The following is a 23,172-nucleotide window of genomic DNA, read 5'->3' on the forward strand; positions in this document are numbered from 1 at the left end:
GTTCAACCAAGCATCAGCGAATGATGCTTGGTTTTTTTGTGGATAGGAGCATCGTGTGACTGCCCGTGTGATTATTGCTGCCGCCCATAGTGGCAGTGGCAAAACCTTGTTAACTGCTGGCTTGATTGGGGCGCTGCGCCAGCGTGGCCTAAGCATTCAGCCCTTCAAATGCGGCCCTGATTATATTGATCCAGGCCATCATAGCCTCGTTGCTCAACGCCAATGCCGCAATTTAGATGCGTGGTTATTCAGCGCTGAGCAATTGCAACACCACTTTTGCCAAATCGCAGCCAGCGCCGATCTCGCGGTTATCGAGGGCGTGATGGGCCTGTTCGATGGTTATGGCGCGTTGGATGATACAGGCAGCACCGCTCACATTGCCCGTTTATTGCAAGCACCAGTGGTTTTGGTGATCGATGCTGGCGGCATGGCGCGCAGCGCGGCGGCAATCGTCGCTGGCTTTCAGCATTTCGATCCTCAAGTGCAGATCGGCGGGGTTTTGTTAAACAAGGTTGGCAGCGCTCGCCATGCCGATTTATGCGCCAGCGCGATTGAGCACCACACAGGAATTGCATGCTTGGGCTATTTGCCACGCCAAGCCCAATTCAAACTCCCTGAACGCCATCTTGGCCTTGTCACTGCTGATTCTGCTAAGCAGACTACTTTGGAAACGCTCGAATCGGTCGCAACAACATTAAGCAGCACCTGCCAGCTTGATCGGTTACTTGAATTGGCGCAAACTGCGCCAGCAATTCAGCTTGAGCCATTGGCAAGCGCCACAATCGATTATGCCCAACGGCCTGTCATTGCGGTGGCCTATGATCCGGCGTTTAGCTTTATCTACCCTGAGATGCAAGAATGTTTGCAGGCAGCAGGAGCAGATGTGGTGTTATTTAGCCCAATTGCCGATCAGCACTTGCCAACTGGTTGTGCAGGAATTATTTTGAGCGGTGGGTATCCTGAGCTGTATGCTGCCGAGTTGAGCGCGAATCAGGCCATGCTAAATGCATTACGTCAAGCCCACGCCGCCAGCATGCCAATCTACGCCGAATGTGGCGGATTGATGTATTTGACCGAGGCGATTGTTGACCATGCAGGCGCTGCTTGGCCGATGGTTGGCCTCTTACCAGGCGCAAGCAGCATGCAACAACGGGTCAGTTTGGGCTATCGCTCCATTAGCACTTGCCACGATAATCCCTTGTTCAGTGCAGATAGTCAGGTGCGCGGTCACGAATTTCATTATTCGCGCTGGGCAAATCCCGAGCCAAGTAATGCCGCCTATCGCGTGATCGCGCCTGATGGCACAACCCAGCACCACGAGGGCTATCAGGTGGGCAATTTACTGGCAAGTTATATTCATCTGCATTGGCTCGCCAACCCAAGCATGGCGCAGCGCTTCGTCGCAACCTGCCATGCTTGGGCTAAAGCAAGGTAGAATCTCACTTCCCAGCCGCCGCTTAGATCTGATAGGCCAAATCCTTGATCTGATTGAGGGCAGCAGTTTGCAAGCGCCCAGCAAGTTGCTTATTGCGAATATGACAAGCCACGCCAACAATCTGCAAGGCTTGCATAATTTGGTCGGCAAGATTAAGTCGATAGGGCTGCGGTGGCGGGCGATCAACTAGGCCATCAAGCTCGTCGAGCAGATTATCGGTTTCAAAATAAGGCAACGGTGGCGGGCGATCAAGCATATCTTCAGCCAGCCAGCCAGTCAGCGTGCCAGCATAGGCAGCGAGTTGGTTGGCTCCAGCGTGAATGAATGGGCGCAATGTATCAAGTCGATAGGCTCCGCGCTCGCTATCGCTATAGCGTTCGGCAACCGCCATTTGCAGCAAGCCGCGTTGCAGATTCATCGCAAGCTCGCGTAAATCGCACGGTGGAATTGGAATCGGTGGCACTGCGAAGCCATTTTCGGCCAAATCGACCCACCAATTTGGGCGTGGAATCGGCCACCACCACGGGCAAATATCATCGCCTGGGTATAATCCAGCCAAACTTTGGGCATCAATTAAGCGTTGGGTTTGGCTTTGCAATTCGGCCAAGGCCAAATGTTGGCTTAGTTCGGCAAATTCAAGCTGATCGGAATAAAAAGCGATGTTATAACTGTCGAGGCTGCGCAGTAAATCCAAAACTAATCCGCCAGCCTCAGGAATTGGCTCATGGCTTGGAATTTGCCCAGCATAGAGTCGAAAACGCCGCTTGGGCCACCACCATGGCCGTGCTGGCAGGCTCTCTTCAGGATTTGGCCGATAGCTCACAAGGTCACTTGTGCCCCGGCCAACCAAGGCTTGCAAATTGGTTGTAAAATCTTTGAGGCCAACTGCGTAAACTTCGGCGCTAAATTCCTGATCAGTCAGCTTAGTGCTCATTGTGAGCAGGGTCAGTGCACGCAGACAACGAATGCTCATTTTGGCACTTGGCGGCAGCGCCATTTGATCAAGCATGGTTGGGCTAGAACTTGCGGTCGCCGCTGCTGGCGCTTGATCGCCCAACAGGCTACTTGCGGCTACCGCTGCCAAACCGCTGCTGGCAAGAAATTTACGCCGTGAATGCGGTTTATTCAGTCCATCCATCACATACCTCCATTGGTTTGATGATTGATCCAATCACCATTCGATGGATGCAGCTTAGCGCAAACCAACGCTTAAAACTTGACATTTTCTACCAACAGAGAAGGCTTTTTTTCGATGGAACATCAACGCCCAAACCCAGATCGTCTGCTTGAACGAATTCAACATACCAGCCAACAAGCGCAACGTGGGCGGTTAAAGGTCTTTTTTGGTGCAGCAGCAGGCGTTGGCAAAACCTACGCAATGCTGCAAGCTGCCCAACAACGCCACGCCGAAGGGGTTGAGGTGCTGGTTGGCTATATCGAAACCCATGGCCGCGCCGAAACCGATGCGCTTTTGGTTGGCTTGCCTCAGCTGCCAGCCTTGCAGGTTGAATATCGCGGCACAACCGTGCGCGAGTTTGATCTTGATGCGGCCTTGGCGCGGAAGCCACGCCTGATTTTGGTCGATGAATTGGCGCATAGCAACCCGCCAAATTCGCGCCATGCCAAACGCTGGCAGGATATTGACGAGCTGTTGCATGCGGGAATTAATGTGTATACCACTGTCAATGTGCAGCATCTGGCCAGCCTCAACGATCTTGTGGCTCAAGTTACTGGCGTGATTGTGCGCGAAACGGTGCCCGATGCGGTGCTTGAATCCGCCGATGAAGTTGAGTTGATCGATCTGCCGCCTGATGAATTGCTTGGGCGCTTGAACGAAGGCAAAATTTACATTGCCAGCCAAGCAGCCCAAGCAGCACGTAATTTTTTCCGCAAAGGCAATTTGATTGCCCTGCGCGAACTGGCCCTACGCCGCACTGCCGATCGGGTTGATGCCCAAATGCAGCGTTATCGCTCGGATCACGCGATTCCTACTACCTGGCCAACCCGCGAACGCTTGTTAGTGGGGGTTGGGCCAAGCCCGCTTTCCGAGCGTTTGGTGCGCGCAACTCGCCGCATGGCCACCGATCTGCGGGCCGAGTGGATTGTAGCCTATGTTGAAACACCCAAACAACTACGGCTCAGCGAGGCCGATCGCGACCGTGTGACCGCAACCTTGCGCCTCGCCGAAAGTTTGGGCGCGCAAATCGTGACCCTTGGCGGCATCAACCCGGGCGATGAAATATTGCGCTATGCTCGCCAACGCAATGTTTCCAAGATCGTTGTTGGCAAGCCAGCTCAGCCGCGTTGGCGCGAATTGCTGTTTGGCTCAATCGTTGATCAATTGATTCGCCAAAGCGGTGAAATCGATGTCTATGTGATTAGCGGCGAACACGACGATACCCATAAACCCCAAACCAAGCCAAGCCAGCAAACAAAACCAGCGATAATTAATTATGTCAAATCAATCAGCATTATTGGCCTGTGTACGATCGTGGCCCAAGGCATCTTTCCGCATCTTGAATTATCGAATTTGATTATGCTCTATCTGCTGGGCGTAACGTGGGTGGCGGCACGCTACGGACGCGGGCCAGCGATCAGCGCCTCGCTTTTGAGCGTCGCAGCATTTGATTTTTTCTTCGTGCAGCCCTATTTGACCTTTGCCGTCTCCGATGTGCAATATCTGTTGACCTTTCTAGTGATGTTAGTTGTGGCACTGACGATCAGCACCCTGACGGTGCAAATTCAGGCGCAGGCCGAAACCGCCCGCCAACGCGAGCGCCGCACCGCCGCGCTCTATGCCATGACCCGCGAATTTGCCAGCATTCGCGGCTTGGATAATTTGCTGCAAACCGCAGTGCAGCATATTAGCAGCGTTTTTGAAGGCCAAGCAGCGATTTTGCTGCCCAATGCTAAGGGTCACGTGCGGGCGGTCGTCGGTCAACAAGCAACATTCATCAACGACCAACGCGAACTTATCACCGCCCAGTGGGTCTATGATCACCAGCAAAAAGCGGGCATGCACAGCGACACCTTGCCCAGCGCGCAGGCCATGTATCTGCCCTTAGTGGCAACCCGTGGAATTGTCGGCGTATTGGCGTTACAACCAGAACAGCCACGTCGCTTGCTCGACCCAAGCCATGGCCATTTGCTCGAAACCTTTGCCAACCAAACGACGGTCGCAATCGAACGCGCCCACCTCGCCGAGGAAGCCCAGGCTGCCAGCGTGCAAATTGAAACCGAGCGCATGCGCAACTCGCTGCTTAGCTCGGTTTCCCACGATCTGCGCACGCCGTTGGCGGCAATCAGCGGTGCAGCCAGCACCTTGCTTGATCAGCCCAACCAGTTTGACCAACAGGTGCAGCAAGAACTCATTCAGATGATTGCCGACGAGGGCGAGCGGCTCAACCGCTTACTCAGCAATTTGCTCGATATGACCCGCTTGGAAGCAGGCGCGGTGCAAGTGCATAAAGAATGGCAAGCGCTCGAAGAAGTGATTGGCACAGCCCTCGCCCGCTTAAGCCCACAGATCGAGCATCGCACAATCAGTATTGATGTGCCAGAACAAACCTTTGTACCGTTTGATAGCGTGTTAATCGAGCAAGTGCTGGTCAATTTGCTCGAAAATAGCCTCAAATATACGCCGAGCAGTAGTCCAATCGAGATTCGCGCCAGCCAACAAGTTGCCATGATCGAGGTTCAGATTGCCGACCATGGGCCTGGCATTCCAGCCAGTGCGCTTGAAACGATCTTCGAAAAGTTTTTTCGTTTGCAAACCAATCGTTCAGCAAGCAGCGGGGTTGGGCTTGGGCTAACGATCTGTCGCGGCATTATCGAAGCGCATGGTGGTACAATTTGGGCTGAAAATCGCCCAACAGGCGGCACAATCTTCGCCTTCACTCTGCCAATCGACGGCCAACCGCCGCAAATCGACGAGGAATAAGGTTGATGTCAAACGCAATCAGTGTTTTAGTGATTGAAGATGAAGCGCCAATTCGGCGTTTTCTGCGCGCCTCGCTGCCAAGCCATGGCTATACGCTAATCGAGGCAGAAAATGGCGAGGATGGCTTATTACAGGCGGCCATGCAACGCCCAGCAATTATCATTTTAGATTTGGGCCTGCCCGACATGGATGGCTTGCAGGTGACGAAACGCTTGCGCGAATGGACCAACACGCCAATTATTGTGCTCTCAGCGCGCGGACGCGAGGATGATAAAATTGCCGCCCTCGATGCAGGTGCCGACGATTACCTGACCAAGCCATTTGGCATGGGCGAATTGTTGGCCCGCTTGCGGGTTGCCTTGCGCCATTTGCACCACCAAACTGGTGAAAAAAGCGAACCAGTTTTTCAGGTTGGCAGCTTGCGCGTCGATTTGGTGCGGCGGCAGGTGTTTGTGGCCGAAGAAGAGGTGCATCTCACGCCCAACGAATATAAGTTATTGACCACCTTAGTGCAGCATGCAGGCAAAGTGCTGACCCATCGCCAGCTCTTGCGCGAGGTTTGGGGGCCAGCCTATACCGAAGAAAACCATTATCTACGGGTGTATATGGGCCAATTGCGGCATAAACTTGAGGCCGATGCCGCCCGGCCACGCTATTTATTGACCGAGCCTGGGGTTGGCTATCGCTTGGCAATTGAGTAATTTAGCGTTGCAGCGAATTTAACAGATCACGGATTCGTTGCTGGGCTTGAGGTTCGCTGGTACTGGCCAAGGCTTCGGTTAATTTTTGAATCGCCGCCGGAATTTGGCCAACCTCGATATAGGCCGCGCCTTGGGCCTCAAGCAACACCGCCCGCTCTTCGGAATTAGCATTGTGCTGGGTGATTGCTTGATCAATTAATTCAATTGCTGTGGCCTCGAACTGGGCAATTCGCGCCCATTCTGCTTCGCTACAGCTATTTTTTTTGCAGCGCGCAAGCTCGGTCAAGGCCCAGTTATGGTAGGCCAAAGCCTGCGTTCGCGCATCGTATTCGCGGTTGTTGACAATCGCCGTATATTGCTGGTCGGCTTGCTCCCAATCGCTACTTTGGCTGGCCAACACTGCTTGCTCCAAGGCCATAGGCCGCTCAAACAGCATTGTCGTTTGGGCAACTTCGCGCAAGCGATCATCAGCCGCCGCCGCATCGTTGCCCTGAATGGCATAGGCATAGGAACGAGCATGATAAAACTCGCGCCAAACCGTTTCACGCACAATCAGCATTGCTCCTAGCAGCAAACCAAAGCCAACAATCGTTACCCCAGTGCGCCAGCGCCGATCTTTGCCGCGCCGCACCCCAAGCTGATAAATGCCCTCGCTAAAGACATAGACCCCAGCAATAAACAGCGAAACGCTGAAAATTGGCACCCGCACAATCGCGCCATCGGTGATAATAAACAGCACCATCACAATAAAGCCAATCATCGCCGCCAAACTTGGCAAACGCTCATCCAAAGCAAATTCATTATCCAGCCGTAGCGGGCGAATCACCGTCCAGAAGATAGTTGGGCCAATCAGCAAAACCCCGCTAAAGCCAACTAATTGAATAATTGCGTAGAAGCTTGCTGGCAAAAATTCGGCAATATTCGGAATCCAGCCATTGACACTGGCAATGATCACGCTCAACAATAGCGTGCCAAGCCCGATCACTACGCCCCAACTGCTGCGCAACAAGCTAATATCGGCGCTCAGATAGGTAATTTGCGCCCCAGCTTCACGCGCACGTTTTTCAATCAAATAGATAACGCTGTTGTACCAGCCAGTAATGCCATCAACCCGTAGCAACGGCTGCATCGTCGAGCGCACAAAACTCCGCGAAAACACCATCAACGGGCGTTTCCAAACCCGCCGATCAGCAGTAATAATCTCGGTCACATCAGACCACTTAATCCGATGCGATTCGTGGCCAGATGGATCGTAGTGAATCAACTCATCAGGCGTGAGCGTGTGCACGGTTGGCTGATTATTACGCAACTGGGTCAGCGGCATATACCACAGCACAATCAAGCCCAAAATACTATAGCCAATGCCGGTCGCCACCAGCATAATCAACGGCGAGATAATCAGCCGATACCAAGGAAAAATATACACATCAGCAGCAGGCAAGACCAAATTGCTGCTCGCTTGGACAATTGTTTGATTGCCAACCGTGGGCGCGACAATTGCCGCAAAGACCAAAATCAAGGGAATCAGCAAGGTTTGGCCAACCTGCAAATAGGGCAGCAGAAAGCGTGGAAAGCGCGCCACAAAGCGTTGGGTTGGCTCATCGCGCAAGATTGTGCTAATTTCGCTGGGGTAGGTTAATTGTGAGCGTCGCCAGGTGCGCAGCTCGTATAAAATGCGTTCGCGGCTCAGCACCGAGCCAATGCCACGCGCCCGCGCTAGACCTGCTTGGTAGGTTTTGAGCGCCGCTTCCGTTTGGCCAGATTCCTGCAAAGCCCGCCCAAGTGCAGTCAGCGCCCGTGCTTCCCAACGGCCATCATCGACCGCTCGAAACACCGTCAAAGCTTGATTGAGCACATCAATTGCCTGCGCAAAATCGCGTTTGGCGATTAATGCTCGCCCTAAGGTTACTTGCACCCGCGCTTTGCGATATGGCTCTTCACAGCCAGGTCGTTCGAGGCTTTGCTTGGCCAAGTTTATGGCATCATCAACGCTGCCAAACAGCACATCAATGTCGATCAAGCGCATCTCACAACGAATCATATTCACGTGATCGTTCTGTTGACGGAAGATTTTATAGGCGGCCATAGTTTCTTCGCGCGAGGCCCGAAAAATCCGTGCCAGCAGCCAATTTTGGTAGCGCAGCAAAATCAGCGGTTTGGGCACAGCGGCCCCCAAACGGCGCAAAATGTTGACCAAAATAAACATCGGAATAATTGCAATCGATTGGAAAACTTTTGCAAAAGCGCGGGCTATCGGATATTTCTGAATTTGTGGTTGATGCCAACCACCAGCACTGACCGCAATTTCATTGTAGGCATCGGCAATCCCAAGGTGGGCTTCGGCCTGTTGATCTAGCTCAATTTTTGGCGTTGCCAAGGCTTTTTGATACGATAAAATTGAGGCCGACCAATGCCCAGCCTCAACCTGCACATCGCCGAGGCTAATTGCCAGCAACACTTGCAACTCAGCATCAAGATCATCGCGCTTCAACAAAATTTCAAAACACTCGATCGCCTCATCGAGCCGCACCATGGCAAAATTCATCTTGCCACGATAATAGAGCAGCCAATCGCGCACCAAGGGAGTTAGAATATTGCTTTGCTCCTCGGCAGCAAGCAAAATCGCCTCAGCTTCGGCCATGCGATGGGCATTGAAGGCTTCTTCGAACAAATCACGAAAACTCTTAATCGCTTTTACATATTTAGAGAGAGCCGACTCATTATCAGATGGATCGTGCTGGCTTGTGGTTATAGCCGAGGCCAAAAGCAAATCATACGATACAAATTCACGCCGCCATGTCGCGCGGTTTTCAACAACGGTTGACTCTACACGCAGCTTAAAATACTTATACAAGCGCTCATGAATCAGGCGCAATTCATCGGGGCGCAAGCGCCAATCGCCAAGCAAATAGTTGCGTACATCGTCGATAAAGGCATAGCGGCCCTCGCCAATTTGACGCACAAAACTATATTCGGCTACTTGTTGCAGAATTTTAGCATTATTGCCATCGTCGCGATCGCGCAGCACAGCCAAGATTTCTGCATCAAACCAGCGTGGAACCGCACAACGCCGCATCACTTCTGCTTGGCCAGGCTTCATGCTTGCCAAAATTTGGGTAATCGAGAGTTGCAGCGCATTGCTGACGGTCGGCATAATCGGCGTGCCACAGCGCGGGCAAAACAGGCTGGTTGAGCGCAAAAGCTGTTCGCAGTTGGGGCATTGATGGGGTTCAGAGCCAGTCATCGTCGCCTCCACTCGCTTGCGAGCGCAAGATGTTATCGGCCAACATCGCGAGCAATTGAGGTTGACCAGTGCTGCCTTGAAACAAGGCTTTGATCACATTCGGATCATCGCTGAGGCCACGCCGCTGAACTAAATATTCCTTAACGTGGGGTTCGGATAATAAATCTAAACCAGTTCGGGCAATCAGATGATCCCATTGGCTATCTAATTTTGGCACCGAACGCCCAGCGATCACCACAACCACATTATTAATCAAGCCATCGCGAATCTGCGGCAGCAGTTGGCCCATCAGCCACGATTCAGCTTCGACCGTTACTTTATCGTAGGTATCGAAGAAAAAACATAGTGGGCCTTGGCTCGTCAGCGCCGCCAAACATTCAAAAAAAGCCCTGCTCAAACGATCTTGCAAGGCTTGGCGCACCACAGCATTATCTGCATTAATTACAAACGAATTATCTTTGATCACATTGCCAGCAACCACTTCGCCAACATTGACATTCGAGCCGGAGAATGTGTTGCTTTGGCCAAGCAAATTATTAATGGCATTGGTATTGGCAACCCCAGTTTCAATTCGCACGGTTGGCTGGGTTACCTCATTAATTGCTTGGGTAAAAAGATTAAAGGCTGCAACGCCGAAGCCATCGCGCGCGCGGCGCAACAACGCCAAAAAATCAAAGACGATACTATCGGCAAAATCAATTTCAGCATTTGGAATGCGCTGCCGTTGGCATTCAGCCCGCATAAATTCGACAGTCCACGATTTGCCCAAGCCCCCGCTGGCCTCGATCATCATGATCCGTTTGGAGGTTTGGCCGTTGAGCATTTTGATGAAGCCAGCAGTTTGTTTTTCGCGGTTTACAAAGAGTTTGTCGATGCTCTGCATAGGCGTTGCTCACCACTCCAACAAGCCTGCGTCGCTCGCTACGCAAAACGCAGGCTTGAAACACCCCTAGATCACATTGCGTTCGGCGTGCAATTCGCCAGCAGCAAAGCGTTCGATCCGCAACTCGTCAATCGCAATTGAGTGCGCGCGGCCATCAAGAATTTCCTCGGCAATCAGCAAGCCCGTTGCGGGAGCATGCATCACGCCATGGCCGCTAAATCCGGCTGCATTCAGCCAGTTGGGACAATTGGGCATGCGGCCTAGAATTGGCAGGTGGTCGGGCGTAATTTCATACGAGCCAGCCCACGATTGGCGCTCAGAGAGGCCAGCCCGCTCCAAAATTGGAAAGCGATTAAGCATTGCTTCCAAAACCGTATCCAGCCAATCCCAATCGACGGTAGTATCGTGCGATGATGGCTCGTTGTGATTGCTCAAACCCATCAAAACCGTATCTTGCTCTTTGCGAATGTAGGCTCCCGTGCCAACATCGATCGTCAGCGGAATATCTTTGGGCAAGGCAGGGAAGGGATCGGAAACATAGATACAGCGGCGATAAGGCTTGATTGGAATCTCAAAGCCAGCAGTTTTGCCAACTTCGCCAGCATACGGGCCAGCAGCATTAACCACATAATTGCAGCGAATTGTGCCTTGGGGCGTTTGCACCGCTACGACCTGATCATCAGCAAATTCAAAGCCGAGGGCTGGTGCATCGCGCAGCACCTTCACGCCGAGTTCGCGGGCTTTGTTCAAGTAGCCCATCGCAATGCCATGCGGATCGACAAAGCCATCTTCGGCGCAATAGGTTGCCCCAACAATATCGCTAATGTTTAATTCGGGAATGTAGCCTGCTGCCTGTTCTGGCGTAAGCACCTCGACTGGCACATTGAGGCTGCGTTGCAACTCGATCACTGCTTGATAGGCTTGCCATGCTGCCTGATCGTTAAACAAAAAGAGATAGCCATGTTGATGCAATTCGGCATGGCCGCCAATTTCTTCGGTAAAATGTTTGTAGCGTTCGATACTATATTGGGAAAGTAAGATATTGGTGCGTGATGAGAACTGATGGCGAACCCCAGCCGCAGAACGAGCAGTTGAGCCAGTAACCTCAACCGCTTCTTTTTCTAACACCACTACCTCGGTACAGCCCCGCGCAGCAAGATGGTAGGCAACAGAAGCCCCAATGATGCCTGCCCCAATAATTACGACCTGTGCTTGGTGAACCATTCCGAACGATCTCCTTTGATGTGCAATGATGTTTGCACTATTGTACCAAAGGATGTCGGGCTATGGCAGCGTATTTTGGCCCAAAATGACAAAACTATTGGCCATCTTTGGGCGCTGGTTGGGCATAACGAAATTCAGGCTGGTTGCTCACTCGCGGCATTGTGATGACAGCTGTTTGCTCGATTGTAATATCAACCCCATCGATCTCGTTCCAAATCCGAATCAGGCCGCCAACCCGATTTAATGCGCCCATCAAGGTTTCTTTGTCGCCAATCGCTTGAATGGTGTAGGGTGCGTGCTGGATTTCGCCATCAAGATACAATTCGGCGTTATCATCTTCTTCGATTCGGGTACGGGCAATAATCCGCCGTCCGTTGATCGCAATCGCCTCGGCGCTGGCATTGCGCACTTCGTTGGTCAAGGCAATCACATCTGCTGCCCGCAAGGGATAATTAATCGTAATGGTGACCCCAGCGCCTTGGACTTGCACCGCACCAGTATGCAATTTATAGCGATTTAAATCGCCAGCCAATTGATCGAGGGTGCTGGTACCATTCGATTGGGTACGGCGATACTCGTCGTTTTGTTGGCGCAAGCCATTGATTTCGCGCTCGGTTGCTGCATTGCGGTCGATCAGACTAATCATCAATTCGGCGCGTTGCTCAGGCGAAAGCTTCACCACATCGTTAGCAATATTTTCATAGGTGCGGAGTTGGGTTACCACTGCAAAGCCAATCAACATACACATCAAGGTCAGCAGGCTTTGGCGCAACATGCCCCGCCGAATCCGCAGCAATTTCATGGCGCAACCTCCAGATGGCGGTTGGCCAAGGGGCCGGTATAGGCTGGCACTTGGACTTGAGCTTTTTGCTTGACATCAACACCAATACCAAATTCGCGCTGGCGGTTCCACAAATCGGTGAGCAATGAGGAATTGCTGGCGGCATTGGCCAAACTGGTGGGGTCGCCAATGGCCCGAATCGTAAACGGCGGAGCCATCAACTCTTGGTTGATCAGAATGGTTGAGCCAACGCAGTAAATTGACGTTTGATCAGTGATACGTTGATCGTTGATCGCAATTGCTTCTGCGCCATTGCTCCATAGCACGCCAACCAAAGTGACGAGCTGTTGCTGATGGATGATATAGCGATTTACGTCAGCAACTTCATCGGGCAACGAATTGGCGTTGCTATCATTCAGGGTGACGACAACCCCAGGCCCGCGCATGGCAACTAAGGCCGCAAGCTGTTGTTGCTGATCGATTTGGGTGCGAATTTCCTCGAAGTTGCTTTGGCTCGAAGTCGATTGCTTTTGCAAATCTGCTTGTTCATCGCGCAGGCGGCTAAGTTCAGCGTTTAATTCTTGCTGATGCTCGCGCAGCGTGCCGATGCGATCGACGCTGAGGCTAGCCGAGCTATTGCGCGAACTACTACTACTCGAAAGTGCCACTTGGGGCTTGACCGACATGAGCATGCCGACAAACAACCCACCGAAAAGCAAAGCGAACAGCGACAAAATGGCACGGTTTTGGGGTAATAGTTGACGCATAGGTGCTCCCGCAGGCTATGGCTCAACGCGGATGGTAAATTCGCGCGTGTTATTGCTGGTAAGGGTTTCTTGGCTAAGTGGTTCGGCGCGCACAATTAAGCTATAGACATCGGCATTGGCTGGTATCGCTCCCTCAGGCTCGATTCGCACGACGATGATTTGGCCAGGAGCCAACTCATTGACGCTTCTACTACCACTCAGCATAAGTATATCATCACTCGTGCGGCGCAAGCGCGCATTAACTTTGACATTATAGGCGGTTAGCAGGCCACGATTTTCCAAAGCGACCAAAACCGCATATTTATCGCTAATTGGCAAGCGCGAACCTTGCAAGGCAGGGTCGAAATCGACGCTTACCACCGCAACATCATAATCATCACTGGTGATCGATTCTGGTGGAGCTGGCTTGGGTTCAACCGCAATTTGGCCACAGCCAACCAATAAAAACAGACACCATGTGAATAATTTAAGCCGTTGCATAAAAACCTCCAAAGGCATAGCAAATCATAGCGATCAGCACGCAGGGCATTAATCGAGCTTGATGATTGTGCCAGGGCCGTTTAATTGTCCTGATAACGCAGCTTGCAACTGTTGAGGACCACAAATCCAAATTTCGAGCTGTGGTGCGTGTTGGACTAATTGCCACATTGCTTCAACTTTATTGCGCATGCCACCGGTGACATCAACGCCATGCGAGCCACCGAGACGAGCAATCATGGTAGCGTAGTTTGTCCGATTAATCAAAGGAACTGGTTGGGCAGCGGCGTTTTGGCGGGGGTCGGCATCGTAGACGGCCTGTTCGCCAAGTAAAATGATTTGGCTTGGTTGGAGTGTGCCCACCAAGGCACTAAAAATCCGTTCGGTCGAAGCGATTGTACAACCTTGAACGCGATCGAGCAAAACATCACCATAGACTACTGGAATCGTTCCCGCAGCCAACAAGGTTGCGATTTGCTGGGTACCAATTTGTTGAATCTCGCCAGCATTAGCAAAGCCCGAAGCCATCGGCTGCATACCAATCGCTGGCAATTCGGCATCGAGGCAGGCCCCGACCACAGCGCGATTGAGCCGCGCCATCGCATCGGCAACCCGCGCCACGCCCCACCAACTTTGGTCGTCGATAATGCCCTGCGCCGTGTGATAGCGTTCAGCCCAATAATGGCCAAACGAGCCACCACCATGGCCCAGCAAAATCGGCTGGGTAGGATGGGCCTGTCGCCAAGCAAATAAATCGGTCACAACCTGCTTGAGCGTGTGATCGACCAAGCGTTCGGCGCTGGTTTTATCGGTCAACATCGAGCCGCCAAGTTTGATAAAGATTGGCTTATTCATCGCGAATGATCAGACGCTCCACAACATGGCGACGTAAGGTTCCCTGCTCATCAAACTCTTGCCACTCGCGCTGGCGCAAAAACACTCGCTGCGCCGCAGCTGGCCGCGTTGCTAAAGCCGTGGTTGGCGTGGCAGGCTTTTGACGCTTGCTCAACAAATTCGAGCCGAGATCGACGGCCAAGGCCGCAAGGCCAAGTGCCACCGACTTCGCCACAGGGCTGCGCAAAATTGGCGATTGCCGCAGGCGCGAGGTTAAGCTGGTTGGAGCCTTGGTTGCAAGGCTGGTTGTTGGGGTTGGTTGCGCCAAATCGGCCCCACACACAACGCAATGAGTTTGATCGAGGCTATTGCCAGTTTGGCACTGCCAACAAGGTCGTTCAAGCATACGCCACCTCCTTCACAGGTGGTACTATTGTACTAGAAATCTGGCAACCCAATGTTGGGGGTTGATGAGTATTTAAAGAGGCAGCAAGTACCACGATTTGGCCTAGTATTCGGCCTATTCAAACTGAGGAATAGATGCTTGATGTTGACACATATGCAGGGTTAATGCGCTATTTTCAATCAATGCAGGCAATTAATCCTCTCGATCCGCGCTGGGAGAGCGGCATTGCAAGCTTGGAGACTTGGAATACGCTCAATCAATCAACCCCCGTCAATCAAACTGCGCTATTAGCACTCATTCAAACAATCCATACTTATAAAGACCAAGGCAGTGGCTGGTTTGCACTCGCCTTGTTCATTAATAACTGGCTCAATCAGCATCATATCAATGCACCAACAATTTTTGAGTGGAATCCACGTAACTAGCACCAAGCATGAAGAAATGCCCCATTCATTTATGGAGCATTGTCGGTGGTTATTGCAGGCTTAGGCTGGCCTTCTGCATCAAAATGGGCTTTGGTGCGTTGCTCGACGGTTGCCCGTGGCAACATCACTTTATGCTCGCAGGTCATGCAGCGCAAGCCAATATCGGCTCCCAAGCGGGTGACTCGCCAGCGATAGCCGCCACAGGGATGCGGTTTGCGCAGTTGTACAATGTCTTCAAGCGCTAAATCTAAACGGGCCACAAACTTACCTCGCTTGCTGTTGGGCAAATGCTGCCAAGGCCGCAACAAGATCAACAGTTGTCACGCCTTCGGCAATGACGTTAACCTGCCACTGTTCGCCCACCCGTGCCATCCATTCGCGCTCGCCATCAAGCGCAATAGCGCCACTGCGCAACTCGATGCGTTGCCCAGCATGCAAATAGCTATGTTCAGCAACAGACACTGGCGTAATCATCCCAGGCGCAATTGGCACGTTGATGCTGCGACCAGCCCCAAGCAGCACATGCACCGCTTGCGCCTCAGCAGGTGCAACTCCAGCATGGCCGCCAATCGCCGAAAGCCCAACTGTGCCCGGGGTTAATCGGGTCGTAATCAATTGCTGCACTTTGCTAATTTCCCATACCGCCCGCCCGCCAAGGCTATCGGCAACGCTGGCCACATCAACCAAGGCTATGTCAATCAATTCGTGGTTGCGATAAATTTCGAGCAAGGCATGGCGATTGATTGCCTCAGGCGCAAAACATGCCACGCTGCCAGCAGCCAAGCCAGCCAAGGTCGGCTCGATTGTCTGCGGAAAGGCATTGTTGGTTCCGGTCGAAAGCGCCAAAATCGGCATCGAACGCGAGCCTTTGATCGCGGCCCGAGCAGTGCCATCGCCGCCAAGCGTGATCAAACAGCCAATCTGATGTTGCTCGGCCAACTGGGCTGCCAAGGTCGTATCATCAGCATGATCGTGCCATTGACCCTCGAATGGGATTAAACGAAATGGCAATTGTTGGCGTTCAGCAGCGTTGCGCACAATCCCAGCATGATCAGGCATATACCAAACTTCGTGAACTGGCGTAGCCGCCAAACCTTGCAAAACCCGCCGCACAATGCTGGTTTTTTCGTTGTTCGAGACGCTCGATGCATGGCTAACCACCCGCCGAATGTCTTTACTTGAGGCTGGATTGGCAATAATCGCAACACTGGTCATAACTACCGATCTCCACAATTGATCCTCGAAAGTCACGAAGGAACACGAAGGGCCGCAACCGCGAAGAACGCGAAGCACACGAAGCTTTTTTCGCCACGAATTCCACGAATTCCACGAAAAAATTTTTCCGCTAGCCCAGAGCCAATAGCCTGTAGCCATTCCATCCTCTGCGCCTCTGCATTAAACAACCAATCCTGATGGCCAATCCCCAGTTCCTATGCTCTATGTTCTATGCTCTATGTTCTGCTCCCCGACCCCCGAACCCTACTTTTGCAACTTGCGCAACAAGGCTGGAATATTGGGATAAAAACCAACCCCTAGCAATGGTGGCGCAACTGGGCTGCCTTCTGCATTCCAATAGCGTTGACGCAGATCGCTGCCGTTTGGTAGGCGTAGGCTGTAGGGAACGCCCAAAACTTTGCCTTCACCAACCCGCAAACCACGTGGTTGCGAAAATTCCTTGAAAATTGCACCCAACAACAGGCTAATACCTGAGAAAATGATCGTTCGGCGAAGCCATGGTTTCATCGTAAACTCCTCAGCAATAGTTATGGATACAAATAGGGTGAACTTGGCATATCGATTGCAACGAGCGTTCCGCTGATCTGCGGCACAATCGAGCCATTAATTTCAGCTGGTACAAATGTTCCTTCAACCCGCACCCATTGATCGTTAGTAAAATCTGCGCCATTGCTGGCCTTCACGCGCAACGACAAGGCGGTGCCATCGGCGGTGCAGCAGGTCACAACATAGCGCCCAACCAACACTTCATCAGCAGGCAAATCGGGCGTTCGATAGACAAAGCCCTCGAAGGCAGCTTGCTTATCGCGCAACACCGCAAGATCGCTCTGACGCACGGCGGTCGTCCACTCAAGCAGCGTCCAGCTTTTGCTATCATCAGATAAGTTGGTTTTCCAGCGGGCAAGCAAATTATCGCTCGAATTGGCATTTAACGCCTTGCCAGAGACCAAATTTGCGCCCAACGGACGAGCAGGAACCAGCAAAGCAAAAGCCACCGGAATCGTCAGCAAGGCCAGCATATGTTTGGGAATTGCTGGCGCTTTGGTCAGGGCCATACCTAGCGCCGCCAGCAGCAACACAATCGCCGTCGCTACCAACAAGCTAGTATAGCGCGGATGAATATACAAATTCAAGCGGTTGGTCTGCCATTTGAAAATAATCATGGCTCCCAAGCCAAACATCACCGCAATCGAGAGCCAACGCTCAAGCACTTGACGTTGCATTTTCTACCTCACACCAAAACAACATAGCTGATCAAGCCAGCGATAATTGCAAATAACGCCGCCAGCACGACCATCGCCACCACCGCTGAGCGCCGGAAGGTTGAGGTCAGCATCAACGTGCTTTTAATATCGATCATCGGGCCGAATACTAAGAAGGCCATGACCGCACCAGGATGGAACAAACCAAGGAACGAAAGGGCCAAAAAGGCATCAACGGTTGAACAAACTGAAAGCAGCACTGCCACCAACATCAGCACCACAATCCCGACCAACGGCGCAAAAAAGCCGATGCTGCTATCGTTCAAGGTTAATAAGGCTGATTGTGGGATGAAGGTTTGCATCGTGGCCGCCAGCAACGAGCCAATGACCAAATATTGCGCCATCTCGAAAAACTCAGTGCTGCCATGGGCAATCAAGCCCGCCAAACGGCCTTTTGATTGGTCGTGAGTGTGGTCGCACGCACCATGGTCATGGTCGCAATGGCTGTGGTCATGATCATCGGCAGTCAATGAAAGCGGCGTGAGAATCGACTCGCGCTTAATTCCAGCCCCAATAATCAAGCCAATCGTCAAAGCAATGACGATCGTAAAGCCAACCCGCGCCAACGCCCAACGCACATCGCCAAAGGCAATTGAGGTTGAGATCAACACGATAGGATTGACCACCGGAGCCGCCAAGGCAAAGGCAATCCCCATTGGGGCCGGAGCGCCTTTGCGCAACAAGCGCCGACTAGTGGGAATCGCCCCGCACTCGCAGACGGGAAACAGCAAGCCCAAGAGCGAACCAAAAATTGACGCACCAAAGGCATTTTGCGGCACAAAACTGGCCAAATGCTGGGGCTTCACAAACTCGCCAATTAAAACCGAGACAATCACCCCTGCACTTAAAAAGGGCAAGGCTTCGATAAAAATCCCTTGGAAGGTCGTAACCAAACCTTGCAGTTTATTGGTTAATGGGGCTAAATTGCTAGGCACAAGCCAACCGCTCGCTAGCCACAGCCCAATAATGCCAATTAACGGAGCGAAAAACAGGAGCCATTTACGTTGGGTTTTGGATTGAGCATTGACACTGACAACAGCCATGGGGATACCTCGTTGGTTCAACTGCTACCATGATACCCGAAAATCCCAGTGCTGAAAACAGCAAACTCCAATGTTGATCCAGGAAGCGCACGAAGGGTTAGGAACCACGAAGAACACGAAGCGCACGAAGGGCACGAAAGATCGAAACCGCGAAGGCCGCGAAGATCGCGAAGCTATATTTTTTCGCCACGAATTCGACGAATACATATTTTTAGCCACAGATTGACACAGATTATTTGGATTAGATTCGTGCCAGCCCAATGCCTCCAGCCAATAGCCCTTCATCCTCTACGCCTCTGCGTTAAATTTGGTTATGCAAGCACCAAATCGATAACACATTCGTGCTCTGCGCGTTCTTCGCGGTTAATTTTCATCCTTCATCCTTCATCTTGATACTTTCTTGATCTGGTTTTGATCAATCTTGATACCTGCTTGAGGCCATTTCTGGTTGAATAGATGCAGGTTAAATATGGTTGATTGAGGTTCGTTTATGGATGTTTGGTTTCTGGGATTAATGGGAATATTTGTGCTCGTGACATGGGCATTGTTGCGGCTGTGTGCCGCGTTAGGCAGCAAGCAATGAGCACATTGTATTTAATTGCGGCACTCGTAACCCTTGGCTTAGTTATTTATCTCTTTTGGGCGTTGATGCAGCCCGAGGTGTTTTAATGATCAGCAATATTATCATTCAAATTGGCAGCTTTTTGCTGGTGCTTTTGGCTTGTGTCATTCCATTGGGCCGCTATATGGCCAAGGTTTATGGCGAAACGCCGCCCATGCAACGCTTTTTTGGCCCAATCGAGCGTTTGATCTATCGGCTCTTGGGCATCGATGCAAAAACAGAGATGAACTGGAAACACTATGCCGTGGCGTTGCTGGGGTTCAATGGTGTGGGCTTGCTGTTGCTCTATGGCTTGCAACGTGTGCAGGCTTGGCTGCCACTCAATCCTCAACAATTGCCAGCAATTAGCGCCGATTCGGCCTTCAACACTGCTGCCAGTTTTGTGAGCAACACCAATTGGCAGGGCTATGCTGGCGAAACAACGATGAGCTATTTGACCCAGATGCTGGGCCTAACGGTGCAGAATTTTGTTTCAGCCGCCACGGGCATGGCGGTGTTGATTGGCCTGATTCGCGGCATTACCCGCCGTTCGAGCAGCACAATTGGCAATTTTTGGGTCGATTTGACGCGTTCGACGCTCTATATTTTGTTGCCATTATCGCTGGTGCTCTCGCTGGTATTGGTGTCGCAGGGCGTAGTGCAAAGCTTAAACACCTCGCAAACGATCGAGTTGCTGCAACCAATCGTCAACGTCGATGGCCAGACAATCAGCCAACAAACAATTGCGCTTGGTCCAGCAGCTTCGCAAATTGCCATCAAACAATTGGGAACCAATGGCGGTGGCTTTTTCAACGTCAACTCGGCGCATCCCTTGGAAAATCCTACGCCGCTGAGCAATTTGTTAGAACTGTTGAGCATTGTCTTGATTCCGGCGGCGCTCTGTTACACCTTCGGCATTATGGTCGGCGATAAACGCCAAGGCTGGGCGATTCTGGCCACCATGACGATCATTTTGCTTGGGTTTACGGCGCTGGCCGTGGGCGCTGAACAAGCTGGCAATCCGCTCTATCAGAAGCTCGGCATTGACGACCAAGCTTCGGCCTTGCAAGCGGGCGGCAATATGGAAGGCAAAGAAACCCGCTTTGGCATCGTCAATTCGGCCTTGTGGGCGACCGTCACTACCGCCGCCTCAAATGGCTCGGTCAATTCGATGCACGATTCGTACACGCCGCTTGGTGGTTTAGCCCCAATGGTGCTGATGCAGCTTGGCGAGGTGGTTTTCGGCGGGGTTGGCTCTGGCCTGTATGGCATGCTGATCTTTGCAATCATCACGGTGTTTGTAGCGGGCTTGATGGTTGGCCGAACGCCTGAATATTTGGGCAAAAAAATCGAAGCCTTTGAGATGAAAATGGCCGCGCTGATTATCTTGATTCCGTGTGTCACGACCTTGTTGATCACCGCGATTGCCGTGAGCAGCGACGCTGGCAAAGCCACGGTGTTCAATAGCGGCGCGCATGGATTTAGCGAAGTGCTGTATGCGGCAACTTCTGCCGCCAATAACAATGGTAGCGCCTTCGCAGGCCTTGGAGCCAATACGCCGTTCTACAACACATGGCTAGGCATCGCCATGCTGGTCTCGCGCTTCTGGCTGATTATTCCAACCTTGGCGATTGCTGGCGGGCTGGCCAATAAAAAGCTCATTCCGCAAAGCGCTGGCACCTTGCCAACCCATACGCCCTTGTTTGTTGGCTTGTTGATTGGCGTGGTGTTGATTGTTGGGGCGCTGACGTTTATTCCAGCCTTGGCGCTTGGCCCGATCGTTGAACATTTATTGATGAGTTTATAAGGCAAGAACGATGAATCATACACTTCCAAAAAACCGCTCGCTGTTTGATCGCGCGATTGTTGGGCCAGCGCTCAAAGCAGCCGTGCTCAAATTCGATCCGCGCTTGCAAGTGCGCAATCCGGTAATGTTTGTGGTCTTTGTTGGGGCGATTTTCACCACTGGTTTATGGATGCACGCATTAATTGCTGGCGGCGAAACTTCGCCCAATTTTAGCTTGGCGATTGCTGGCTGGCTCTGGTTGACGCTGTTGTTTGCCAATTTTGCCGAAGCTATGGCCGAAGGTCGCGGCAAAGCCCAAGCAGATACATTACGTCAATCACGTCGTGATGTGCAAGCAGTTAAATTAAGCTCAGCGCAACGCACCAGCAAGCAAACAACTGTGGCTGCTAGCGATCTGCGCAAAGGCGATTACATTTTGGTCAGCGCTGGCGAAACGATTGCAGGCGATGGCGATGTGATCGAAGGTGTGGCGGCGGTCGACGAAAGCGCAATCACTGGCGAAAGCGCTCCGGTCATTCGCGAAAGTGGCGGCGATCGTTCGGCGGTAACTGGCGGCACGCGAGTGCTCTCCGATTGGCTGCTTATCCAAATTAGCGCCAATCCAGGCGAAACCTTCCTCGACCGCATGATTGCCATGGTCGAAGGCGCAAAACGTCAAAAAACGCCAAACGAAATTGCGCTCAACATTTTGCTGACTGCATTAACCATCATCTTTTTGATGGCGACGGCAACACTTTTGCCCTTCTCAATCTATAGCGTCGCAGCGGTTAAGGCGCTTGATCCAAGCAGCCAAGCCTTGCCAATTACCGTCACTGCCTTGGTCGCCCTGTTGGTCTGTTTGATTCCGACCACGATTGGCGGTTTGCTCTCGGCGATTGGTATCGCAGGCATGGATCGCATGATTCAAGCCAATGTGATCGCCATGTCGGGGCGGGCAGTCGAAGCAGCAGGCGATGTTGATGTGTTGCTATTGGATAAAACTGGCACGATCACCTTGGGCAATCGCCAAGCTACCAACTTTTTGCCAGCAGCAGGCGTGGAAGTGCGCGAGTTGGCCGATGCAGCCCAATTGGCTTCGCTGGCCGACGAAACGCCAGAAGGCCGTTCGATTGTGCTGCTTGCCAACGAGCACTACCAAATTGGTGAGCGCCAAGCTGCTGGGCTAGATGCTGAATTTGTGGCCTTCACCGCCCAAACTCGCATGAGCGGCATCAATATCGCAGGCCGCCAAATTCGCAAAGGCGCAGTCGATGCAATCGAGCGTTATTTGCGCGAACAACAATCGGTCTTGCCAAGCGATGTGCGTGCCAATGTTGAAACGATTGCGCGCGCTGGTGGTACGCCATTGGTCGTCGCCGATGGCAAACGCGCCTTGGGCGTTATCCAGCTCAAGGATATTGTCAAGGGTGGTATGAAAGAGCGCTTTGGCGAACTGCGCCGCATGGGCATCAAAACCGTCATGATCACTGGCGATAATCCTCTGACCGCCGCCGCCATCGCTGCCGAAGCAGGTGTTGACGACTTTTTGGCCGAGGCCACGCCCGAAGCCAAACTTAGCCTGATTCGCGAATATCAGGCTGGTGGGCGCTTGGTGGCGATGACTGGCGATGGAACCAACGACGCGCCAGCCTTGGCTCAAGCAGACGTAGCCATGGCCATGAATACTGGCACCAACGCCGCCAAAGAAGCAGGCAATATGGTCGATCTCGATTCCAACCCGACCAAATTGATCGAAGTTGTCGAGATTGGCAAGCAATTATTGATGACTCGTGGCGCACTGACCACCTTTTCAATTGCCAACGATATTGCCAAATATTTTGCGATTATTCCTGCGGCTTTTGCCAGCACCTACCCAGTGTTGAATCAACTCAACATTATGGGCTTGGCCTCGCCAGAAAGCGCAATTATTTCGGCGGTGATTTTCAATGCCTTGATTATTGTGTTTCTGATTCCGCTGGCCTTGCGCGGAGTACGCTATCGGGCGGTCGCCGCAGCGCAAGCCTTACGCAGCAACTTGCTGATCTATGGGCTTGGCGGCTTGATTGTGCCCTTCATTGGCATCAAACTAATCGATCTGTTGTTAGTGGGCTTGGGCCTTGTCTAGGA

At 52.3% G+C, this 23,172-nt stretch carries 21 protein-coding genes; 7 read left to right on the forward strand and 14 right to left on the reverse strand.

Annotated elements, in window-relative coordinates:
- Positions 1-55: 55 nt before the first annotated feature.
- Positions 56-1,435, forward strand: coding sequence for a cobyrinic acid a,c-diamide synthase CobB (locus C5S61_RS20400; RefSeq protein WP_110518047.1), 1,380 nt, complete (start codon positions 56-58; stop codon positions 1,433-1,435).
- A gap of 22 nt (positions 1,436-1,457) precedes the next feature.
- On the opposite strand, the gene C5S61_RS20405 is transcribed toward C5S61_RS20400, so the two are convergent.
- On the reverse strand, positions 1,458-2,573 hold the full coding sequence (locus C5S61_RS20405) for a hypothetical protein (protein ID WP_110518049.1): 1,116 nt from the start codon (positions 2,571-2,573) through the stop codon (positions 1,458-1,460).
- A gap of 114 nt (positions 2,574-2,687) precedes the next feature.
- Between C5S61_RS20405 and C5S61_RS20410 the strand changes: the two genes are divergently transcribed.
- Positions 2,688-5,375 carry a DUF4118 domain-containing protein gene (locus tag C5S61_RS20410; protein ID WP_110518051.1) on the forward strand — a complete coding sequence of 896 codons (2,688 nt, stop codon included), beginning with the start codon at positions 2,688-2,690 and terminating at the stop codon, positions 5,373-5,375.
- A gap of 5 nt (positions 5,376-5,380) precedes the next feature.
- On the forward strand, positions 5,381-6,076 hold the full coding sequence (locus tag C5S61_RS20415) for a response regulator (RefSeq protein ID WP_110518053.1): 696 nt from the start codon (positions 5,381-5,383) through the stop codon (positions 6,074-6,076).
- 1 nt (position 6,077) lies between these two features.
- On the opposite strand, the gene C5S61_RS20420 is transcribed toward C5S61_RS20415, so the two are convergent.
- From C5S61_RS20420 to C5S61_RS20455, 8 genes are all read right to left on the reverse strand, one after another.
- Positions 6,078-9,320 (reverse strand): tetratricopeptide repeat protein, encoded by a 3,243-nt coding sequence (locus tag C5S61_RS20420; protein ID WP_110518055.1) that lies wholly within the window; start codon positions 9,318-9,320, stop codon positions 6,078-6,080.
- Complete coding sequence (locus C5S61_RS20425) at positions 9,307-10,203, reverse strand: hypothetical protein (RefSeq protein ID WP_110518057.1); 897 nt, start codon at positions 10,201-10,203, stop codon at positions 9,307-9,309. Before C5S61_RS20425 ends, C5S61_RS20420 begins: the two co-directional genes overlap by 14 nt.
- A gap of 66 nt (positions 10,204-10,269) precedes the next feature.
- On the reverse strand, positions 10,270-11,481 hold the full coding sequence (locus tag C5S61_RS20430) for an NAD(P)/FAD-dependent oxidoreductase (protein ID WP_338066661.1): 1,212 nt from the start codon (positions 11,479-11,481) through the stop codon (positions 10,270-10,272).
- A gap of 40 nt (positions 11,482-11,521) precedes the next feature.
- Positions 11,522-12,229, reverse strand: a complete 708-nt coding sequence (locus C5S61_RS20435) for a DUF881 domain-containing protein (RefSeq protein WP_110518061.1) — start codon at positions 12,227-12,229, stop codon at positions 11,522-11,524.
- Positions 12,226-12,975: a DUF881 domain-containing protein gene (locus C5S61_RS20440; RefSeq protein ID WP_110518063.1), complete on the reverse strand. Its 750-nt coding sequence runs from the start codon at positions 12,973-12,975 to the stop codon at positions 12,226-12,228. The genes C5S61_RS20435 and C5S61_RS20440 overlap by 4 nt, the downstream gene beginning before the upstream one ends.
- Before the next feature lie 15 nt (positions 12,976-12,990).
- Positions 12,991-13,455 (reverse strand): YajG family lipoprotein, encoded by a 465-nt coding sequence (locus tag C5S61_RS20445; RefSeq protein WP_054532717.1) that lies wholly within the window; start codon positions 13,453-13,455, stop codon positions 12,991-12,993.
- A gap of 48 nt (positions 13,456-13,503) precedes the next feature.
- The gene (locus C5S61_RS20450; protein WP_110518065.1) at positions 13,504-14,307 is read right to left on the reverse strand and encodes an isopentenyl phosphate kinase; all 804 of its coding nucleotides are present in this window, start codon (positions 14,305-14,307) and stop codon (positions 13,504-13,506) included.
- Positions 14,300-14,692, reverse strand: a complete 393-nt coding sequence (locus tag C5S61_RS20455) for a hypothetical protein (RefSeq protein WP_110518067.1) — start codon at positions 14,690-14,692, stop codon at positions 14,300-14,302. The genes C5S61_RS20450 and C5S61_RS20455 overlap by 8 nt, the downstream gene beginning before the upstream one ends.
- A gap of 134 nt (positions 14,693-14,826) precedes the next feature.
- Between C5S61_RS20455 and C5S61_RS20460 the strand changes: the two genes are divergently transcribed.
- A complete protein-coding gene (locus C5S61_RS20460) occupies positions 14,827-15,117 on the forward strand; it encodes a hypothetical protein (protein ID WP_110518069.1) in 291 nt (96 codons plus the stop codon).
- A 29-nt stretch (positions 15,118-15,146) separates the two neighbouring features.
- Here the strand turns inward: C5S61_RS20460 and C5S61_RS20465 are convergent, their stop codons facing one another.
- From C5S61_RS20465 to C5S61_RS20485, 5 genes are all read right to left on the reverse strand, one after another.
- A complete protein-coding gene (locus tag C5S61_RS20465) occupies positions 15,147-15,377 on the reverse strand; it encodes a DUF951 domain-containing protein (RefSeq protein WP_110518071.1) in 231 nt (76 codons plus the stop codon).
- 4 nt (positions 15,378-15,381) lie between these two features.
- Positions 15,382-16,332 carry an NAD(+)/NADH kinase gene (locus C5S61_RS20470; RefSeq protein WP_164689693.1) on the reverse strand — a complete coding sequence of 317 codons (951 nt, stop codon included), beginning with the start codon at positions 16,330-16,332 and terminating at the stop codon, positions 15,382-15,384.
- Positions 16,333-16,596: 264 nt separating this feature from the next.
- A complete protein-coding gene (locus C5S61_RS20475; protein WP_110518075.1) occupies positions 16,597-16,860 on the reverse strand; it encodes a hypothetical protein in 264 nt (87 codons plus the stop codon).
- 20 nt (positions 16,861-16,880) lie between these two features.
- Complete coding sequence (locus C5S61_RS20480) at positions 16,881-17,576, reverse strand: TIGR03943 family putative permease subunit (protein ID WP_110518078.1); 696 nt, start codon at positions 17,574-17,576, stop codon at positions 16,881-16,883.
- Between the two features lie 8 nt (positions 17,577-17,584).
- Positions 17,585-18,658 (reverse strand): permease, encoded by a 1,074-nt coding sequence (locus C5S61_RS20485; protein WP_110518080.1) that lies wholly within the window; start codon positions 18,656-18,658, stop codon positions 17,585-17,587.
- A gap of 579 nt (positions 18,659-19,237) precedes the next feature.
- On the opposite strand from C5S61_RS20485, the gene kdpF reads away from it, so the two are divergent.
- From kdpF to kdpB, 3 genes are read left to right on the forward strand one after another with little or no spacing between them, the layout of a single operon-like run.
- Positions 19,238-19,327, forward strand: a complete 90-nt coding sequence (kdpF, locus tag C5S61_RS20490) for a K(+)-transporting ATPase subunit F (protein ID WP_110518082.1) — start codon at positions 19,238-19,240, stop codon at positions 19,325-19,327.
- The gene (gene kdpA / locus C5S61_RS20495; RefSeq protein ID WP_110518084.1) at positions 19,327-21,066 is read left to right on the forward strand and encodes a potassium-transporting ATPase subunit KdpA; all 1,740 of its coding nucleotides are present in this window, start codon (positions 19,327-19,329) and stop codon (positions 21,064-21,066) included. The genes kdpF and kdpA overlap by 1 nt, the downstream gene beginning before the upstream one ends.
- Positions 21,067-21,076: 10 nt before the next feature.
- Complete coding sequence (gene kdpB / locus C5S61_RS20500) at positions 21,077-23,170, forward strand: potassium-transporting ATPase subunit KdpB (RefSeq protein WP_110518086.1); 2,094 nt, start codon at positions 21,077-21,079, stop codon at positions 23,168-23,170.
- The last annotated feature ends 2 nt before the right edge of the window (positions 23,171-23,172 follow it).

Source organism: Herpetosiphon llansteffanensis (assembly GCF_003205875.1).
GTDB classification, from domain to species: Bacteria; Chloroflexota; Chloroflexia; order Chloroflexales; family Herpetosiphonaceae; genus Herpetosiphon; species Herpetosiphon llansteffanensis.

What these genes read in the sequence shown, in the direction of transcription:
- C5S61_RS20485 (WP_110518080.1), bottom strand. Translation starts at nt 18,658, where the DNA reads ATGGCTGTTGTCAGTGTCAATGCTCAATCCAAAACCCAACGTAAATGG.
- C5S61_RS20405 (WP_110518049.1), bottom strand. Translation starts at nt 2,573, where the DNA reads ATGGATGGACTGAATAAACCGCATTCACGGCGTAAATTTCTTGCCAGC.
- C5S61_RS20435 (WP_110518061.1), bottom strand. Translation starts at nt 12,229, where the DNA reads ATGAAATTGCTGCGGATTCGGCGGGGCATGTTGCGCCAAAGCCTGCTG.
- C5S61_RS20420 (WP_110518055.1), bottom strand. Translation starts at nt 9,320, where the DNA reads ATGACTGGCTCTGAACCCCATCAATGCCCCAACTGCGAACAGCTTTTG.
- kdpA (WP_110518084.1), top strand. Translation starts at nt 19,327, where the DNA reads ATGATCAGCAATATTATCATTCAAATTGGCAGCTTTTTGCTGGTGCTT.
- kdpB (WP_110518086.1), top strand. Translation starts at nt 21,077, where the DNA reads ATGAATCATACACTTCCAAAAAACCGCTCGCTGTTTGATCGCGCGATT.
- C5S61_RS20475 (WP_110518075.1), bottom strand. Translation starts at nt 16,860, where the DNA reads ATGAAACCATGGCTTCGCCGAACGATCATTTTCTCAGGTATTAGCCTG.
- C5S61_RS20480 (WP_110518078.1), bottom strand. Translation starts at nt 17,576, where the DNA reads ATGCAACGTCAAGTGCTTGAGCGTTGGCTCTCGATTGCGGTGATGTTT.
- C5S61_RS20470 (WP_164689693.1), bottom strand. Translation starts at nt 16,332, where the DNA reads ATGACCAGTGTTGCGATTATTGCCAATCCAGCCTCAAGTAAAGACATT.
- C5S61_RS20455 (WP_110518067.1), bottom strand. Translation starts at nt 14,692, where the DNA reads ATGCTTGAACGACCTTGTTGGCAGTGCCAAACTGGCAATAGCCTCGAT.
- C5S61_RS20440 (WP_110518063.1), bottom strand. Translation starts at nt 12,975, where the DNA reads ATGCGTCAACTATTACCCCAAAACCGTGCCATTTTGTCGCTGTTCGCT.
- C5S61_RS20460 (WP_110518069.1), top strand. Translation starts at nt 14,827, where the DNA reads ATGCTTGATGTTGACACATATGCAGGGTTAATGCGCTATTTTCAATCA.
- C5S61_RS20450 (WP_110518065.1), bottom strand. Translation starts at nt 14,307, where the DNA reads ATGAATAAGCCAATCTTTATCAAACTTGGCGGCTCGATGTTGACCGAT.
- C5S61_RS20415 (WP_110518053.1), top strand. Translation starts at nt 5,381, where the DNA reads ATGTCAAACGCAATCAGTGTTTTAGTGATTGAAGATGAAGCGCCAATT.
- C5S61_RS20410 (WP_110518051.1), top strand. Translation starts at nt 2,688, where the DNA reads ATGGAACATCAACGCCCAAACCCAGATCGTCTGCTTGAACGAATTCAA.
- kdpF (WP_110518082.1), top strand. Translation starts at nt 19,238, where the DNA reads ATGAGCACATTGTATTTAATTGCGGCACTCGTAACCCTTGGCTTAGTT.
- C5S61_RS20445 (WP_054532717.1), bottom strand. Translation starts at nt 13,455, where the DNA reads ATGCAACGGCTTAAATTATTCACATGGTGTCTGTTTTTATTGGTTGGC.
- C5S61_RS20425 (WP_110518057.1), bottom strand. Translation starts at nt 10,203, where the DNA reads ATGCAGAGCATCGACAAACTCTTTGTAAACCGCGAAAAACAAACTGCT.